Origin of the sequence: Pseudomonas syringae pv. cilantro (genome assembly GCF_001293775.1) — a bacterium.
Lineage (GTDB): Bacteria > Pseudomonadota > Gammaproteobacteria > Pseudomonadales > Pseudomonadaceae > Aquipseudomonas > Aquipseudomonas syringae_P.
In genome coordinates, this window is record NZ_LGLN01000032.1 from 15,402 (window position 1) to 31,089 (window position 15,688).

Here is a 15,688-nt window from a genome sequence, read left to right on the forward strand (position 1 = left end):
CATGTCGCAGTATCGGATTTCCAACGCGGCGCGCGCCGACATTGTCGACATCCTCAGTCTCTCCCAGACGCAGTTCGGCGATCAAGCACGCCAGCGGTATCAGGCGCTAATCCTCGCCGCGCTGCAAGCGATTGCCGACACGCCTTATCGCATTGGCAGCTACGAACGCGGTGAGCTGGCACCGGGCCTTCGCAGCTATCACCTCATCTATTCACGCCAGCAGGCCAAACAGCCCCATGGGGCGGTCAAAAGCCCACGCCATATCGTGTTTTATCGTGTAGCAAGCGACGACGTGATCGAGGTCGTCCGACTCCTTCATGACGCCATGGAAGTGCAATTGCACTTGCCTAATGACTGATCCAGGCCCAAAGGCTTAGCTGTCCATGAACAGCGAAGGTAAGGCGCCCGCCTCAACATGCAACCTGAGCGCCTTCGCTGCCCGCCGACTCAGTGGCCAATTGAAGCGGGAGGTTATGGGCCCGACCGGATTATCGAGACCCACCACAAGCACGATGCGCAACGTTGCCTGCCACTATCAATACCGAACAACCGCTTCTTAAGCGCTTTCCGTGGCCAGGCGCCTGGCATTACGCTCCGGTTGTCGATGGACACGCGGATTGATCTCCCTGGCGACCGGCGCCATTGCAGCATCTCGCAGAGCATGAGCATTTCACGATGCCAATTTCAGGACAGATGCTGGAAGACAGCCCGGACAACTCCGCTTCAGGATATCGACTCATCTACGGCCAAGGGTTTGCCAGATTCGGGTTGGTCATCCAGTATGCGGGAGCACACTGAATACCAGCCACGGCCACCCAGGTCCGTGTCAGACATCGTCATTCGCGATCGCTCGAACACCCTGTGCAATTGGGGGCAAAACTGGGGGGGGGAATTGGTTTTTTTCAGGCTGTAAATACCGATCTAGAGCCTAGTCAAAATGTTTTTTGGGGATCCGGATAGTCTGTAATGGAATTCCACCATTTTCCATAAAACCGTTTAATAATAACAGCTAATTGGTTATTTTAGTCCTCNTTCGGTTCCTTAAAAAGAATACCCCACCGATGCCCCCAGATAATGCGGTTGTTTTCAAACGAAAACTCAGCGATGCCTTGATCCGCTCCCTGACCGAACCTGGCAAACACGCCGATGGCGAAGTCCCTGGCCTCTACTTGGAGGTCAGGGCGTCGAGCAAGGTCGGCAAATCCCCTTCCAAGGTTTGGCGATTGAAGTATCGGCTGCGTGGCAAGGAAAACCGCTTCTCCATCGGAGCTTACCCCGACATTAGCCTCAAGGAGGCGCGCGACATTGCCCGTGGCGCACGCCGCGACGTGGCTAACCACACCGCACCGCTCAAGGCCAAGAACGCCAAGATCGAAGCACACCTGCTCAACGAGGTCCGCACCTTCGAATATGTAGCCAAGCAATGGTTGGCATTCAAGTCTGCCGAACTGGTGACCAAATCCATCTCGGGCTTTACCGGAGCGCTGAACAACCACATCTTGCCTGCCATTGGCAAAAAACCGATCAGCGACATCAAGTTGGAGCACATCACTACGACCATCACTAAGTTGCGACGCCAGCGCACCATAGCCATGGCCCGGCTACTCGAACTGTCGTTATCTCACAGAATGCCAAGTGCGTTAGGGGCCGTGTATGCGCGTGCGCGGCTGCAGGCGCAACGTCGGGAAGCGGCTCAAAAACGGGTTGATTATTTAGATCATCTGCGGCAAAACGCTGCGCGAGCGACAACAGATTATTGAATACGAAATAAGCAGATTGGAGCAGGAAACGAATCTTGCACATGGCCCACCGCAGGCTCGATAACAAAAGAACGGCCGTCTTGGGAAATAACCACTGAATCACGGGCTCGTGCACGGATCCGATAATAAACAAATGTTGCAGATCAAGGATTACTCGCCACTTGCCTTTGCACGCACTTCACTGGGAGTGCACCCATAGTGAGCCTTGAAGGCTCTGGCGAAATGCGCCTGGCTGGTGAACCCTTGACGATAGGCAACTTCGGCAATGTCCAGACCGCGACTGTCCGCTTGGCTCAACAGACGGAATGCTCCCTGTAAGCGCTTTTCCAAAATGAAGCGATGGGGTTGTGTGTCTTCCAGGGCAAACAGCCTGGCAAGGTGTCGCGTGGAGACACCGGTTTGATGAGCCACCCGCTCACAACTCAATGCAGGGTCGGACAGTTGCTCGAGGATGCATTGCTTGGCGGCCAGCAAGTAAGACGCACTGAGTGCGTTGATCCGGCGATTGCCCATCTGCCCGGCAATGATAGTACCCAGCAGTTCAAGGGCATCCTCTTGATAGCTGTCCGCCCCTTGGCTGAGCGGCTGCTCGAAAAAGCCATCGGTGCGCTCACTCAATGTCCTTAACAGCAAACGCTGTGTGCCGGTATGTGCGCTGATCTTCACTGCATTATCAAAGCGGCGTAGACAGCGGGAGGCGAACACGTCCTGAGGGATATCGAAGATAAACTTGTGCATCGAAGCGGAGAAGCCGAACAGGTAGGGCTTGTCGGTTCGATACACCATCATTTCGCCCGGTTCCAGCAGATGGCAGTTGCCGTTCTGAAAGAAAAACGACGCACTGCCCATAACCAGCGAGACGAATACCGACTCTTTGGGCGCGCTGCGAATCATTGAACCATCACGCTCGATGACGTGTTGGGTACCGGCAATATGGGCGACCCGCAGCCGGTCCAGACGCAGATTGTCCTCCCGAGCGCTGAAGCCGGTTTCGCTGAAGGAAGAGCACTTCAGACCGACCAGTGTCGATGCGTTGTACCGCTCCCAAAAGGCTACGCGCTGATCCACGGGAAGGTCATCGGTACTGGCACATTGGGTATCAAGCAAGGCGGTTCGGGTCATTTTTATTATTCTCGTTTTTATTAACTACTCGGCCCCGCACAAGGCGAATTACCGGGCCTGCAACGCCCCATTAACCGCCGACCCAGGCACGCTGTCAATCGGTAGCCGGTACAAAAACCACGGCAACCGATGAACTGAAAATATCCGTCCGATTCAGACAAAAATGACGTCAGTTTCGATCAAACCGTAGTGCCCCGTTCCTCCTAGAGTGGCCTCTGTATTCCAACAATCAGAGGCCCGACATGCCCGAATTAGCCCGCAACGAATTCTGGAAAGACCTGCAGCCCATCGCGAACTGCTTCAAGCCCGACGCCAAGCCTGAGGTTTACCTGCCTGATGCCGCCAGTGATGATCTGCGGCTCTACGTGCCCTTCACCGAAACCGTCTCTTCCCGCCCCCTGTGGATCTCCCCCAGCGAAAACCGCTGGTGCGACATCTTGATGTCGAGCGAGGCTGGCCTGGTCAATCGCCACTACCACCCGCACGAAGTATTCGCCTACACCCTGTCGGGCAAGTGGGGCTACCTGGAACACGAGTGGACCGCCACCGCTGGCGACTTCGTCTACGAGACGCCCGGTGAAGGTCACACCCTGGTGGCTTATGAGCACGACGAACCGATGCGCGTGTTTTTCATCGTCAAGGGGCCGCTGATCTGGCTCGACGAACAAGGCGAATCCACTGGTTACTTCGATGTGCACTCCTACATTGCCCTATGCCGCGAACATTACGAAAAGGTCGGCCTGGGCGCTGACGCAGTGGACCGTCTGTTCCGTTAAACCCTGTACTACGGAGAACCGTAATGGCTCACAACAACAATAAAGCCAGTTATGAAAATGTCCTGCTCTGCGTGTTGTTCCTGACGTTCGGTTTTGTGTTTTTCGACCGTCTGGCCCTGTCCTTCCTGTTTCCGTTCATGGCGCAAGAGCTGCAACTGAGCAACAGCCACCTCGGCATGTTGTCTTCGGTGCTGGCCTTGGCCTGGGCGATTTCCGGCACGCTGGTCGGCGCCTGGTCGGATCGCCGAGGGGTGCGCAAGCCGCTGCTGATTGCCGCAGTCATCCTGTTTTCGCTGTGCTCAGCCCTCTCGGGGCTGGTCGCGGGGTTCCTCAGCCTGTTGCTGTTTCGCGCCATCATGGGGTTGGCCGAGGGGCCCATCCTGCCCTTGTCCCAGTCGATGATGGTCGAAGCCTCATCGCCGCACCGGCGGGGCCTGAACATGGGCTTGCTGCAAGGTTCGGCAGCGGGTCTGTTGGGCGCGGTGATCGGCCCTCCGGTGTTGATTGCCCTGGCGCAGGCCTATGGCTGGCGCCATGCGTTCATTGTGTCGCTGCTGCCGGGGCTGCTGATCGCCTGGCTTATCTGGCGTTACGTGCGTCAGGATGAGCCTCGTCAGGCTCCGGTGAGTAACGTCAAGCTCACCGGGCATCGCCTGGCACTGCTTAAAAGTCGCAACATCGTGCTGTGCACATTGATCAGTTGCGTGTTTCTGACCTGGTTCGTGATCCTGATCTCCTTTACCCCGACGTTTCTGGTCAGCGTCCGCGGTTACAGCGCGCCGAGCATGGGCACGATCATGAGTTGCCTGGGTGCCGCCTGGGTTGTATGGGGGTTTGCGGTGCCCAGCATTTCCGACCGCATCGGCCGCCGTCCGACGCTGGTGCTGTTCTCGCTGATTGCGGCCTGCTGCCCGATAGCCCTGCTATTCGCGCCTTCGCCAATGATACTCGGCGTGCTGATGGTGCTCACCTTCACCGGGCTTGGCTGCTTCACGCTGTTCATGTCCACCATTCCAGCCGAAACCGTCCCGCGTGAAGTCATGGCCACGGCATTGGGCATGATCATGGGCGTTGGCGAACTGGTGGGAGGCTTCGTGGCGCCGACCATTGCAGGGTTTGCCGCCGATCAGTTCGGGTTGTCGATTGTGATGTGGATCTCCTGCTGCGGCGCCTTGCTGGCAGCAGGACTGTCCCTGCTGCTCAAGGAAACCGCACCGGGTGTGCTGCAACGCCGATCAGTGCAGGCCTGCACGCAGCGTGCGTGATCCGGGAGCACCACGCTGCTCTATTTACTCATCACAACAACAATAAAATGAGTCCCAGACCATGCACCCTACTCTTCGTTTGTGCGCGTTTTTGTTCATGGTGTTCACCCACCCTCAAGCTTGGGCGCAGGACCGTGAAGGCCCACTGGCCGGCCTGGGCGAACAATTGGCCGGCTACGGCATCCAGCCCCATGTGCAATTCACCAGCCTGTCGATGAAAAACCTCGACACCGGCCCGCGCCCCTACAGCTTCGGCAACAGCGGCGACCTGTACATCGGTGCAGACGTTAACCTCGCCACGCTCAGCGGCCTGGACGGCGGCGCCCTGCATTTCGAGCAAACCGTCTTTATCCTCGATAACGGCACCGGCCAGCCGACCGGGGACGAATGGCAAGGCGCCGTCGGCAGCTATTTTGGCGGTGCGCCTTTGCACAATGACATCGCCAGCAATCAGTTGAGCCTGTTGACCTACGAGCAAAAATGGCTCGATGGGCAGCTCGACCTGCACGTGGGACGGACCAATGGCCGACGCTATTTCTACATTTATAACTGCGAAACGGGAGTTACCTGCAACGACCCGATCCTGGACGCGTCAAGCGGCATGTTGCCGCCCCCCTTCGGCGCTTGGGGTGGCTACCTTAAGTATCAAGTGACCCCCAGTTTCTATGTGCACGCAGGTGCGTTTGAATCCAACCCGGTGGACTACCTGAAAAAGCGCAAAGGTCTGGATTTCAGCACCGACGATGCCAGTGGCACCAGCTTCCTGGTGGGCATTGGCAGCAAGCCTGTCGATAACACCACCCAGTACGAACTGAATGCGTACTTCAACTCGTCCAATCAGGTCGACCCCTTGACGGGTGCCAGCGACCACGGCACGGCTGGCGGCTTCTTCAAATTTCGCCAGACGCTATGGCGCGGCGGGCAGCAAGGCATGCAGGTATTCGGCTCGCTGTCGGCGGCGGCCGACGATAAACAACCCTTCAGCCACTTCGCCGAAGCCGGGCTGACCTACCTTGCGCCTTTTGATCGGGCGCAGGACAAGCTCAATCTCAAAGCCAGCTACCTCCAAGTCAACGACCATCAGTTGCAGTTCCAGCAACGCTTGCGCACGGCGGCCGGTGGCGATCCCGAACTGGGCAAACGCCATGTCTACGCCGTGGAAGCCAACGGCCACTTTGCCTTGACCCGCAACGTGGCGATCGAACCAAGCATTCAGTACATCATCAATCCGGACAATTTCTACAACCCCGGCGCGACGCAATTGAGCAACAACGGTTTCGTGGTTGGCCTGCTGCTGGTGCTGGACGTGGGTTCGGTACTGGGTCTGTAAGCCCGTGCCTTGAAAAAAGCGTTTAACTGACTCCATGAGGTAACAATGACTATGTTCAGCAGCACGCTATTTGAAGGCAAGGTCGCGCTCGTCAGCGGCGGGACCTCGGGGATTGGCCAAGCGACCGCCGAGTACCTGGCCCGGCATGGCGCCAGGGTGGTGGCTATCGGCTTGGGCGCCGACGCGACAATCATCGCCGAGGGGGTTGAGCTCGATCTTCACGAGATTAACGTCACCGACGATGATGCGCTCAAAGGCGTGATCCAAAGCCTGGACCGCCTGGATATTCTGGTGCCGGCGGCAGGTGGAACCCTGGGCGAAAAGGAGATGGAGTGGAAGGCCTTCAACCAGGTGTTGTCGGTTCAACTCAATGCCGTTTACCGTCTCATCAACCTGGCGCATCCGCTGCTGGCCAGGCAAGGTGGGTCGATCATTAACATCGCGTCGATGTTCTCCTACTTTGGCGGGGGTAAACTCGTGGCTTACTCGGCAGCCAAAGGGGCGATTGTCCAGATCACGAAGTCCCTGGCGGAGGCCTACGCTCCTGACAATATTCGCGTCAATGCCGTGGCGCCGGGGTGGATCACCACCCCCCTGCTGGCGAAAATCGATGATCAGCCGAGGATCGACCGTTTGCTGTCTCGCACCCCAATGAAGCGCTTCGGAAGTGCCGAGGAAGTCGCCAAGGTCATTGCGTTTTTGGCATCGGATGCGGCGTCATTTGTGACCGGTGTGGTGCTGCCGGTCGACGGTGGCTACCTGACCACCGCTATCTGACCCTGGCAGACGCGCCTGCATCGCCAGGCGCGCTTGAAGTGCTCCGTCCCCCCAGCCTACGGTTCACTCGCTGGCGATATCGGTAAGGAAGCCGATATCCGAGCGTGACAAACCTCGAGTATTTCATCGGTAAGCGGCGAGTCATCCGAGCACGCGCGTGACAATATGATCGCGTCCACAGCCCATTCGGCGTGCCCCCCAACAATGAATGGAGGCCACCTTGTAGCAAGGCGTACTTGAGGTTCATTTCTGAACCACCATTCATGACGTCGGATCAGGGCTGACGGTACAACAGAGCCACATTCTGATCAATGCAGCCTTGAACCGTACGCAAAGTGTCTTGAGTAATCGCCTCCGGGCGAAGATTCTCGGCAATGGCTGAAAACCGGCTCGCCACATCACAAATGCCGTCAATCACTCTCCGGGCAACGTCCGGGGGCACTTCGGCTTTCTCGGCAAGGCGAAGCATCTGTGTGCGGGAAATGGACAGGGCTTCGTTCATCACATCCATCTGGTGGTGCCCACTGACCTGGCCCCTCACTTAACGGGCTTGAACGGCTCAAGTTAGACCCCTCAGCTAATGGTCCGTGACATCCTCGCGTCGCTCCACTAAATTACGCCCCCCCGAAACGCTCTGAGCCTTTCGCGCCTCAAATCTGAAATGCCTCAAATCTGAATAGTGAAATTCAATGCCTGATTCCCAGATCAACGAAGCCCTGACCTCCTCCAAGCTGGAATACGAAAGCGCCATTGGTCTTTCGCAGCATGTGCCGCAGGCCAAGACCATCAGTGAGATGGTGCTTGATGCATTCCAGACCGCCAAGGAAAGCGAAGAAATCCGCGAGCTGCGTGCCGCCATTCGCCTGGCGCAGGATGAGCACGATGACGACAAAGCCTACGAATTGATGGGCCAACTGAAGCGCCTCAAGGATGCCGAAGCGGCAGACAGCGCGGCACTGGCCGATCTTGGCGCGCAGTTCCCGATCAGTCGGATTCTGTCCAGCTACAAGGACGACCCGGCGTTTCAGGAGTTGGTCTACAGCCTGGCGCTCAAAGTGCTGAACCAGACGCATCAAGCGATCAGCAACCCGTATACCGCCAAGAGCAAGACGGCGCGTGCCAAGAAGGAAGCCGAGGTCTTCACCATCAGCAAGGACGGCCAGAGCGTCAGCCTGCCGCTACGCACCCCGCGCTCCAACCTGAATGTCGACCGCGAAGCCCTTGAATTCCTCGGTTTCACCTTTGTCGGTGAAGGCGATGCAGCCGAACTGCAGGAAACCAGCTTCGTCGACAATGAAGGCAGCGAACTGCCGGTGACCCGTAAAAACATCGTCACCGCCTTGCAACAGGGCAAGGCCTTCAACGCTTACAGCATTGCCTGATGACTGATCGGCCGGCGACGCGATCACGCCATCGCGGTCGCCTCGCCGACGGCCGTGTATTGCGCGAAGCGCAGGCCAAGAGGCGTTTCCATCGGTTTACTTTGTAAGCCGGTTGCCTCTCGCAAAGCCATGAACGCGTGCGCGAAATGCAATAACCAGACTCAGCAGTAACAACACAAGCAAGACCCAAGGGAATACAGCCACGCCCCAATGCCCAAGCAACACACCCCCTAACAAACCACCGCCTGCAATTGCGCCGTTCCAGACAACGACGTTCATCGAAAGCGCCACATCAGCGCCCCCGCCTGCCGAGTCGGCCAGCGCGGTTTGCAGAAGCGTGGCAGCGCCGCCAAACGTCAGCCCCCAGATAAACGCCCCCACGTAGACAGCCGGTGCAGAGCCTGAGAACACACCCAGAAAAACCGAAACCGCTGCGAAGGTTGCCAGGCTGGCCAACACGGTCTTGCGCAGATGACGATCAACCAGCCGCCCCGTTACCCAGATACCCGCCAGCGCGGCGATACCAAATGTCAGCAACACCCAATCAACGTCACTCGCCAGTCCGGCCCCGGAAACAAAGGGCGCGACGTAGGTATAAAGAATGTTGTGAGCCAGCATCCAGGTGAAGACCACGCCCAGTACCGAGCGTACGCCAGGAGTGAAGAACACCTGACGCAATGCCATGCGCTGTGACGAGGACTGGCCAGGGTAGTCCGGCACCTTGACCAGCACCCAGACGATCAACAACAGGGTCATCCCGGACATCAATCCGAATGCCATGCGCCAGCCCATGAACCCGCCCAGCCAGGTGCCCAGAGGCACGCCCAGCGACAACGCGATGGGCGTTCCCACCATGGCTATCGCCAGGGCGCGGCCCTGCAATTGCGGCACCACCATGCGCCGTGCATAACCCGCGATAAGGCTCCAGGCGAGGCCCGCAGAGACGCCGGCGAAAAACCTCGCGACCAGCGTCAGCCAGTAATCGGACGACAGCGCCGTGACGGAATTGAACACCAGAAAGCCGATGATCGTCAGCAGCAACACCGTCCTGCGGCGCCAGCTTTGCGTGGCGATGGTCAGCGGAATGGCGGCCAGCAGCGACCCTAGCGCGTAAACGGTCACCATCTGCCCGGCAAACGACGCCGATACCCCAAGGCCCGTGCCGATCTCGGGCAGCAAACCCGCAGGCAGCGTCTCGGTCACGATGCAAATAAACCCGGTCATCGCCAGTGCCAGCAATGCCCCGAGCGGGAGTTTTTCGCCCTGCTCTTTACCCATAGCCATTCGATTTCACTCACTAATATACTGATCGGTACAAATATAGGGAGGCGCAACCCGGTAGTCAATGACTTATGTATCGATTAGTATTTAAGTGATTACCCGTATTCAAGTTCCTGGAGGAGATCCGACATGGCACAAATGGGACGTCCGCGCACGTTTGACCGTGACGTGGCAATTACTCAGGCGCTGCACCTGTTCTGGGAGCATGGATATGATGCGACCTCCCTCAGCCAGCTCAAGACCAACATCGGAGGAGGCATCACCGCACCCAGCTTTTACGCCGCTTTCGGCTCAAAGCAGGCCCTTTTCAACGAGGTCATGGAGCGCTATCTCACTACCCACGGCCGAGTCACCGACAGTCTGTTTGATGCGACACTGCCACCCAGAGAAGCGATTGAACTTACCCTTCGTCGGTCAGCGAAAATGCAATGTGAGCCCGATCATCCCAAAGGATGTCTGGTGTCGTTGGGCCTGATGAGCGCTTGCACGGATGAGAGCAAAGCCATCTCTGCGCCTCTCGCACGTGCGCGGGACCTGAACCGTGCGGGTTTGATTGCGTGTATCGAACGCGCCATTGCTGCAGGCGAATTGCCTGCTACGGTGATACCGGAGACGCTAGCCGCCGTGTTCGACAGCTTTATGCTGGGCATGTCGACACTGGCGCGCGACGGCATTGCACATGCCACGCTGGATGCCGCAGTGACACAGGTAATGGCACTGTGGGACAGCCTGCGCAGGGTTTCCGACGATCACTGACCCGCAAGTTCAGCCCCAAGTGCACGGGCAAGCATCACCTCGACAGGTTGCCCCCCGGCTTTTAATACCCGAATCTTCACGGGTTCATTTTGGAGATCATCATGCTTCGCGCATTTGAAAAATGGCTCGACCCCTTCCCGCCTGACGAAGTACCGCCACCGCCTGATGGCCTGGCGCGGTTTCTCTGGGCCTGTACGCGGGGCGCTCGTGGCTACATCCTTGCACTGGCGCTGCTCAGTGCTGGCGTATCGCTTTACGAGGCCTGGCTGTTTTCTTTCCTCGGGCAGGTCGTGGACCTGCTTTCGACCTGGCAGGCCGGCGGCGATGGGGCTTTGCAGGAAAGTCGTGTGCTGTGGAGCATCAGTATCATATTGCTGGCCAGTATTGCGCTGGTGGCGTTGCGCACGATGGTTCAGCATCAGGTGTTGGCGATCAACCTGCCACTGCGGCTGCGCTGGGATTTTCATCGCCTGATGCTGCGGCAAAGTCTTTCGTTCTTTTCCGATGAATTTTCCGGCAGGGTCACGACCAAGGTGATGCAGACTGCGCTGTCGGTGCGCGATGTGCTGTTCACCCTCATCGAGATCGCACCGGGGATCGGCGTTTATTTCGTCGCGATCATCGCACTGGCCGGCGCGTTCGACCTGAAACTGATGCTGCCTTTCATTGCATGGATCGTCTTGTTCGGGCTGGCCATGCTGTACTTCGTGCCGCGTCTGGGCAAGGTCGGGCAGGAGCAGGCCAATGCGCGCTCCTCGATGACCGGGCGAATTTCGGATGCCTACACCAACATCACCACGGTGAAGCTGTTCTCCCACTCGAAGCGTGAAGCGCATTTCGCACGCGCAGCGATGGAGGATTTCAAGCGGACCGGCTTACGCCAGATGCGCCTGGTCAGCCAGTTCGAGATCGTCAATCAGGCATTGGTAGTCGCGCTGATCATGGCCGCTGGCGGTTATGCGCTGTGGCTGTGGCATCAAGGTCAGATCGGTACAGGTGCCGTGGCGGCAATAACTGCCATGGCGTTGCGCATCAACGGCATGTCGCACTGGATCATGTGGCAGATGACCTCTTTGTTCGAGAACATCGGCACCGTGCAGGACGGCATGGCCACTCTGACTCGCGGCCCCAAGGTGCAGGATGCGCCCGACGCGACCGTTCTGAAGACGTTGGGTGGCGCGGTGAGCTTCGACAATGTGGGCTTCAACTACAACGGCGAGCGTCAGGTGCTCGATGGCCTGAGTCTGAATATTCGTGCGGGCGAGAAAATCGGTCTGGTAGGCCGCTCGGGCGCCGGGAAATCCACGCTGATCAACCTGCTGCTACGCTTCTACGACGTGGATGAAGGCGAGATTCGCATCGACGGGCAAAACATCGCGCATGTCACTCAGGACAGCTTGCGCAGCGCCATCGGCATGGTCACTCAGGACACGTCTCTGCTGCACCGGTCCATTCGCGACAACATCGCCTACGGCCGACCCGATGCGACCGACGAACAGATCCGCCGCGCCGCTGCCGATGCGCAGGCTGATGGCTTCATCAGCCAGTTGAGCGACAAGCAAGGTCATAGTGGCTACGACACCCTGGTAGGTGAGCGCGGCATCAAGCTTTCGGGCGGCCAGCGTCAACGTGTCGCGATTGCCAGGGTGATGCTGAAAAACGCTCCGATCCTGCTGCTTGACGAGGCCACCAGCGCCCTCGACTCGGAAGTCGAAGTGGCCATTCAGGAAAGCCTGGATGAAATGATGCAGGGCAAGACCGTGATCGCCATCGCCCACCGCTTGTCGACAATTGCGGCCATGGACCGGCTCATTGTCATGGATGACGGGCGCATCATCGAGCAAGGCACGCATGCCGAACTGCTCGCGAAGAATGGTGTTTATGCGCGGCTGTGGCATCACCAGAGCGGCGGATTCCTGGGCGAGGATCAAGGCGTGGCCGAGTCGGCGGACCAGGCATGAGCAGAGGCGGCCATTTACGCCCTTGTTGGCGTGCCGATCGCCTGCCGTATCTCACGCACGTCGCGGGCAGGTGATCATTCCGGATGCGCGTTCGCCGGAGCAGATAGTGTCCAATGTACAAGCGATGAAGGTGGGTATTCCGTCAGCCTTTTGGCCGGAGTTGAAGTGCCAGAGCCTGATCGATGCGCAAGCGCCGGTTTCCTCTTGATCATTCCCTTGATCAGTCTGAAAAACCACAGCGAGCCTCTACTCGACAAGATCCGCTAGACGACCGGTCGGTTCGTGAGTAGGATGCTCGCCATTATGAAGAAACCAGTCCACGATATGCGCCAGCACATCATCGATGTTGCCAGGTCACTGATGACGAACAAAGGCTACACCGCTGTCGGTCTCGCAGAAGTATTGAGCACCGCGGGCGTACCCAAAGGTTCGTTTTACTATTATTTCAAATCGAAGGAAGAATTCGGTCAGGCGCTGCTGGAAGAGTATTTTTCCGAGTATCTGCGCCGGGTCGACGCCCTTATGGCACGCCCCGGAACAGGCGCTGAACGGTTACTGGCCTATTTCATGTACTGGACAGAAACCCAAGGCACCGAACTTCCCGAAGGCAAGTGCCTGGTGGTCAAACTGGGTGCTGAAGTGTGCGATCTGTCCGAGGACATGCGTCGCGTGCTGGAAGTGGGCACTGCACAAATCGTCCAGCGCATCACCGCCTGTGTAGAAATGGGTGCATCCGACGGCAGCATTCATCCCGAAGGCGATCATCAGGATTTCGCAGAATCGCTTTATCAACTCTGGCTTGGCGCCTCCCTGCTGGTGAAAGTCAACAAGTCCACCGAGTCTTTCGATAAAGCGTTGAACATGACCAAGCGCCTGCTCAAGTAGCGGGTGCTTTTTTTAACCATTTTTAGTAGACGACCGGTCCACTAAGAGGTATTTCCCTTGAACGATTTCAGTAAAACCACCGATCTTTTCTCGCCCGTGCGAATGGGTTCGCTTGAGCTGGCGAACCGAATCGTGATGGCGCCTGTGACACGCAGCCGCTACGCCGAGGACGGTGTGCCAAACGACCTGCACGCCACCTACTATGCGCAACGTGCGACGGCAGGAATGATCGTGGCCGAGGCAACGAACATTTCCGCTCAAGGTCGAGGCTACGCCGCAACGCCCGGGATCTGGAATGAAGAGCAAGTGACAGGCTGGCGGAAAGTGACCGACGCGGTGCATGCCGCCGGTGGCAAGATCGTCAGCCAGCTCTGGCACGTAGGCCGGTTCTCCAGTGTCGACCTGCAACCCGGTGGTGAAGCCCCGGTAGCGCCCTCCGCCCTCCAGGCTGAAGGCAACACCTATACCGTCGACGGTTTTGTGCCTGTTTCCATGCCGCGCGCGCTGGAAACCGATGAAATCCCCGGCATCATCGCGCAGTACAGGCACGCAGCCGAGAACGCCAAACGGGCCGGTTTTGATGGCGTTGAAGTACACTCGGCCAACAGCTATCTGCTCGACCAGTTTCTGCGCGACTCCACCAATCAGCGCACTGACCCATACGGTGGTTCGATAGAAAACCGCGCTCGCCTGACGCTGGAAGTGACTCAGGCCATCGTGGACATCTGGGGCAATGACCGGGTCGGCATTCGCTTGTCACCGGTGACGCCTGATGCCGGTAACACCTCTCCCGACAGCAACGTAATGGGCCTGCACGGTTACCTGATTCAGCAACTGAACATGCTCAATCTTGCGTATCTGCACTTTGTCGAAGGCGCAACGGCCACGTCCCGCGATGTCCCGGAAGGGGTCGATATGGACGCCTTGAGCGCTCAGTTCAATGGCCCGTTCATTGGCAACAATAACTATGACCTTGAGATGGCGGTCGAACGTCGGGCGCAGGGCAAGATCGACGCCGTCGCATTCGGCCGCCTGTTCATCTCCAACCCCGACCTCGTCGCTCGCCTGTTTCATGGGGCCGAACTGACCATTGCCCCACGTGAGTCGTACTACGGCGGCGGTGCCAAAGGCTACACCGACTGGCCGCTCGGGACGTATTGAAGGTGGCGTGAGCCCCTGCCCGTCTAGCTGTTCCCAACCCAGGAGTACCACCTTATGAGCAAGAACATCAAAGCCGTACCCACCAGTGATTACAACGCTATCATCGCCACCGCCAGCAAATACGTAGAAGGCTTGCGTATCGGTAGCGTCGCCACTATCGAAGAGGCTTTCCATAAGGATGCAGTGATGTATGGTTTCACCAACGGTCAGCTGTTGGGCGGACCGATCAGCAACCTGTACACGTTTGTCGAAACCAACGGCACTGCGCCTGATATCAACACGCGCCTGGACATACTCGCTATCACCCCAACCACCGCCGTGGTACGCATTGACATGGAAAAAGATGCGATCGGCGCTGACTACAATGACTACCTGACACTGATCAAAATCGATGGCTCGTGGAAAGTGATTGCCAAGGTTTACCACCAGTTCGAAGGTTGATTCGACAAGAGCGTGCCGACACCAAAGAGTGCCGGCACCCCGTCAACAGAGGAATATCTGATGTCCAGAATTTTTGTCATCGGGGCCGCAGGCAAGGTTGGCTTGCGCCTCATAAAAAACCTTGGTGACAACGGTCATGAAGTAATCGCCTTGCACCGCAAGGAACAACAGTCGGCGCTGATCAGAGCGACCGGCGGCCTGCCCTTGCTCGGAAACCTCGTCGAGATGGATGCACCTGCGTTAGCCAGCGCAATGGTGAACAGCGACGTGGTGATTTTCACCGCCGGAGCCGGTGGTGCAGGCATTGAGCTGACCAACGCCATCGACGGCGCAGGGCTGAAAACTTCAGTTGCAGCAGCTGAGCTCGCCGGCGTGCGGCGTTTTCTGTTGGTGTCGGCATTTCCCGAAGCTGCACGCGGTAAAGACACCTCCGCGGGCTTCGAGAATTACATGCGGGTCAAGAAAGACGCCGATGTATGCCTGGCATCGTCCGCACTGGACTGGGTGATTCTCAGGCCGGGCACCCTGGTCGATAGAGCGGGTTCGGGCAAGGTTCGCGCAGGCCTGGCCATTCCTTACGGCGACATCGCGCGCGATGACGTAGCGGCTTTTCTGGCGGCGCTGGTCGATCAGCCTGAAGTATCCCGACAGATCATCGAGCTTACCGAAGGCACCACGCCTGTCGAAGAGGCTGTAAAAGCACTCGGCCAGCGCTGATACGGATCAGCAATGGCTAGGGTCTGTTCCCGTTTCNTCGTGTCTCCTGCCTTGCCCCGCGGCAAAACAGACTC

At 58.1% G+C, this 15,688-nt stretch carries 14 protein-coding genes and 3 pseudogenes; 14 read left to right on the top strand and 3 right to left on the bottom strand.

The genetic code is table 11. From position 1 onward, the window contains the following. Position 1 precedes the first annotated feature (1 nt). Entirely contained in the window at positions 2-358 is a 357-nt protein-coding gene (locus tag ABJ99_RS05545) for a type II toxin-antitoxin system RelE/ParE family toxin (RefSeq protein ID WP_054084950.1), read from the top strand. A 703-nt stretch (positions 359-1,061) separates the two neighbouring features. Next, positions 1,062-1,601 (top strand): annotated as a pseudogene (locus tag ABJ99_RS26675) (tyrosine-type recombinase/integrase); the annotation flags it as partial. A 309-nt stretch (positions 1,602-1,910) separates the two neighbouring features. Here the strand turns inward: ABJ99_RS26675 and ABJ99_RS05555 are convergent. Then, entirely contained in the window at positions 1,911-2,882 is a 972-nt protein-coding gene (locus ABJ99_RS05555; protein WP_054084951.1) for a helix-turn-helix domain-containing protein, read from the bottom strand. 242 nt (positions 2,883-3,124) lie between these two features. On the opposite strand from ABJ99_RS05555, the gene ABJ99_RS05560 reads away from it, so the two are divergent. The 4 genes from ABJ99_RS05560 (at position 3,125) to ABJ99_RS05575 (ending at position 7,030) form a co-directional block, all read left to right on the top strand. Then, positions 3,125-3,658: a 2,4'-dihydroxyacetophenone dioxygenase family protein gene (locus ABJ99_RS05560; RefSeq protein WP_054084952.1), complete on the top strand. Its 534-nt coding sequence runs from the start codon at positions 3,125-3,127 to the stop codon at positions 3,656-3,658. Between the two features lie 23 nt (positions 3,659-3,681). Beyond that, a complete protein-coding gene (locus ABJ99_RS05565; RefSeq protein WP_054084953.1) occupies positions 3,682-4,923 on the top strand; it encodes an MFS transporter in 1,242 nt (413 codons plus the stop codon). A gap of 61 nt (positions 4,924-4,984) precedes the next feature. After that, positions 4,985-6,253, top strand: a complete 1,269-nt coding sequence (locus ABJ99_RS05570) for a carbohydrate porin (protein WP_080378028.1) — start codon at positions 4,985-4,987, stop codon at positions 6,251-6,253. Between the two features lie 45 nt (positions 6,254-6,298). Continuing rightward, the gene (locus ABJ99_RS05575; protein ID WP_054084954.1) at positions 6,299-7,030 is read left to right on the top strand and encodes an SDR family NAD(P)-dependent oxidoreductase; all 732 of its coding nucleotides are present in this window, start codon (positions 6,299-6,301) and stop codon (positions 7,028-7,030) included. Between the two features lie 274 nt (positions 7,031-7,304). Here the strand turns inward: ABJ99_RS05575 and ABJ99_RS05580 are convergent. Then, positions 7,305-7,553 (bottom strand): annotated as a pseudogene (locus ABJ99_RS05580) (type II toxin-antitoxin system HipA family toxin); the annotation flags it as partial. A gap of 166 nt (positions 7,554-7,719) precedes the next feature. Between ABJ99_RS05580 and ABJ99_RS05585 the strand changes: the two are divergent. Next, positions 7,720-8,412, top strand: a complete 693-nt coding sequence (locus ABJ99_RS05585) for a hypothetical protein (protein WP_054084956.1) — start codon at positions 7,720-7,722, stop codon at positions 8,410-8,412. A 96-nt stretch (positions 8,413-8,508) separates the two neighbouring features. Here the strand turns inward: ABJ99_RS05585 and ABJ99_RS05590 are convergent, their stop codons facing one another. After that, positions 8,509-9,696 carry an MFS transporter gene (locus ABJ99_RS05590; protein ID WP_054084957.1) on the bottom strand — a complete coding sequence of 396 codons (1,188 nt, stop codon included), beginning with the start codon at positions 9,694-9,696 and terminating at the stop codon, positions 8,509-8,511. 126 nt (positions 9,697-9,822) lie between these two features. On the opposite strand from ABJ99_RS05590, the gene ABJ99_RS05595 reads away from it, so the two are divergent. The 7 genes and pseudogenes from ABJ99_RS05595 (at position 9,823) to ABJ99_RS05620 (ending at position 15,614) form a co-directional block, all read left to right on the top strand. Continuing rightward, a complete protein-coding gene (locus ABJ99_RS05595; protein WP_054084958.1) occupies positions 9,823-10,449 on the top strand; it encodes a TetR/AcrR family transcriptional regulator in 627 nt (208 codons plus the stop codon). 101 nt (positions 10,450-10,550) lie between these two features. Then, on the top strand, positions 10,551-12,410 hold the full coding sequence (locus ABJ99_RS05600) for an ABC transporter ATP-binding protein (RefSeq protein WP_054084959.1): 1,860 nt from the start codon (positions 10,551-10,553) through the stop codon (positions 12,408-12,410). 73 nt (positions 12,411-12,483) lie between these two features. After that, positions 12,484-12,618 (top strand): annotated as a pseudogene (locus tag ABJ99_RS26685) (aldo/keto reductase); the annotation flags it as partial. Between the two features lie 95 nt (positions 12,619-12,713). Further along, a complete protein-coding gene (locus ABJ99_RS05605; RefSeq protein ID WP_054085194.1) occupies positions 12,714-13,295 on the top strand; it encodes a TetR/AcrR family transcriptional regulator in 582 nt (193 codons plus the stop codon). A gap of 57 nt (positions 13,296-13,352) precedes the next feature. After that, the gene (locus tag ABJ99_RS05610; protein ID WP_054084960.1) at positions 13,353-14,456 is read left to right on the top strand and encodes an alkene reductase; all 1,104 of its coding nucleotides are present in this window, start codon (positions 13,353-13,355) and stop codon (positions 14,454-14,456) included. A 54-nt stretch (positions 14,457-14,510) separates the two neighbouring features. Further along, positions 14,511-14,897 carry a nuclear transport factor 2 family protein gene (locus tag ABJ99_RS05615; protein ID WP_054084961.1) on the top strand — a complete coding sequence of 129 codons (387 nt, stop codon included), beginning with the start codon at positions 14,511-14,513 and terminating at the stop codon, positions 14,895-14,897. Positions 14,898-14,957: 60 nt separating this feature from the next. After that, positions 14,958-15,614, top strand: a complete 657-nt coding sequence (locus tag ABJ99_RS05620) for an NAD(P)H-binding protein (protein WP_054084962.1) — start codon at positions 14,958-14,960, stop codon at positions 15,612-15,614. The last annotated feature ends 74 nt before the right edge of the window (positions 15,615-15,688 follow it).